This is a genomic window from Moorena sp. SIO4E2 (assembly GCF_010671945.1).
Taxonomy (GTDB): Bacteria; Cyanobacteriota; Cyanobacteriia; order Cyanobacteriales; family Coleofasciculaceae; genus Moorena; species Moorena producens.
The window spans coordinates 1-2,031 of the sequence record NZ_JAAHIE010000987.1; the positions used below are offsets into that span (position 1 = coordinate 1).

General features: G+C 42.4%; 2 protein-coding genes. Both read left to right on the top strand.

The window, feature by feature from the left end; translation table 11 throughout:
• Positions 1–194 precede the first annotated feature (194 nt).
• On the top strand, positions 195–677 hold the full coding sequence (locus F6K37_RS39770; protein WP_044494422.1) for an IS607 family transposase: 483 nt from the start codon (positions 195–197) through the stop codon (positions 675–677).
• Entirely contained in the window at positions 634–1,896 is a 1,263-nt protein-coding gene (locus F6K37_RS39775) for an RNA-guided endonuclease InsQ/TnpB family protein (protein WP_287256775.1), read from the top strand. Before F6K37_RS39770 ends, F6K37_RS39775 begins: the two co-directional genes overlap by 44 nt.
• The last annotated feature ends 135 nt before the right edge of the window (positions 1,897–2,031 follow it).

The window sequence follows — 2,031 nt, forward strand, 5'->3', positions numbered from 1 at the left end:
CAGATGTTTCTGAGTTTACAGTCCCTGCGTTACGAGCAACTGTGGACATTTTTCTATGTTCTGGTCTGATTAAACGGCGCAGTCGATATCAGTAGTGCTATATTGCGCCGTCGGATTAATCTAAGGGCTTGTGACAGTTAACAAAAACCTCCACTAATCTACCACTTACTATTAAATTATGGTAGATTAAGGAGATGGCATTAATACCACTCCGTAAGGCGGTCGAACTTACGGGACTCTCCAAGAACACACTAAAGAAGTATGCAGACAATGGGACACTCAGATGCGAAAGGACACCAGGAGGGACTAGACTCTTTGACTCAACAGATCTTCTCCGTTTTGGAAAAGCTCCAAAGTCTGACAAATTGCGCTGTTACACCATCTGTTATTGCCGAGTCAGTAGTACAAAACAGCGAGACGATCTTGCCCGCCAAGTCGCTTACCTCCACTCTCTCTTCCCGGAAGCAGACATCATCTTTGACATCGGTTCCGGTCTCAATTACAACAGGAAAGGGCTTAGAACCATACTGGAACGAGTCGTGTCTGGAGATCAGCTCACGGTTGTTGTTACCTGTAGAGACCGACTTACCCGTTTCGGGTTTGAACTCATTGAGTACTTGGTCGGTCTCAACGGTGGAAAAATCCTGGTTCTCGACCAACCTGAAAGTTGTCTTTGATCAGAACTTACCGCAGATATTATCTCCATCATTCACGTCTTATCCTGCCGGGTTCACGGACTCAGAAAGTACGGTAAAAAAATCAAAGAAGATTCATCTGTTCCTAAACCCTGAACAGCGAGCAATTATCCGTAAGTGGTTTGGAGTGTCCCGTTATGTGTTCAATAAAACCATCAAAATCCTCCAGGATGGCGAAACAAAAGCTAACTGGAAAGCCATTAAAACTGGCATTTTGAATGACCTACCCGAATGGTGCAAGGAAGTCCCTTATCAAATTAAATCGATAGCGATAAAGGATGCTTGCACCGCTGTTAGGGAGGCCAAGAAAAAGTACAAGAAAACGTTTCAAATTCAGCGAGTAAGGTTTAGGTCTCGCAAAAATCCCATTCAATCTTGCTATATACCCAAGTCAGCAGTTTCGACCTTGGGGATATATCACACTAAATTAGGAGAGATAGGATACACTGAAAGCCTTCCTGATCAGGTATGCGATAGTAGGCTAACCAGTAACAACGGGAATTACTACCTAGTTGTCCCCTATAAAGAGACTAAAAAGAAAACCGAAAACCAAGGTAGAGTAGTCGCTTTAGATCCTGGAGTCAGAACTTTTATTACTTTCTTTAGTGAGACATCTGTAGGAAAAATTGGAAATGGAGACTTTTCTCGTATCCAACGATTATGTCAACATCTAGACAATTTGCTATCAAAGATCAGTAAATCTAGTGGTGGACAGAAACGCCGAATGAGAAAAGCGGCTAGGAGAATGATCGTCAAAGTTCAGAACCTAATTAATGAACTTCATCACAAAACAGCTAGGTTTTTGGTTGACAACTTTGACGTAATTCTGCTTCCAACTTTTGAGACCTCTCAGATGTCTAAAAGAAAGAACAGAAAAATCCGATCTAAAACTGTCCGTAATATGTTGAGTTTTGCTCACTATCGTTTTCAGGAATTTTTGAAGCATAAGGCAATAGAAGCTGGGAAGATAGTAGTAGATGTCTGTGAAGCTTATACCAGTAAAACGGTTAGCTGGACAGGTGAATTAGTCAACATTAGCGGCGGTCGAATAATTAGATCAAAAGTTGATGGTCGATCTATGGATCGAGACATTAACGGCGCTCGTGGGATATTCCTACGAGCCTTGGTAGATACACCCTGGTTGAGAAATCAACTTGCATTAGTGAGCCAAAATTTTCCCTTGAGAGATTCTGGTAGCTAAAAAGTATCGGTGCTTTTGATTTTAGTCTGCCTTTGCTTTTTGAGCTTTTGGTATGTCAGTCCCGGACTCAGCAAGCTTTGGTCTCCCCGTACTCAGGAACTTTTGGGAGATATTGCCCAAGGGTCATTTCCACCA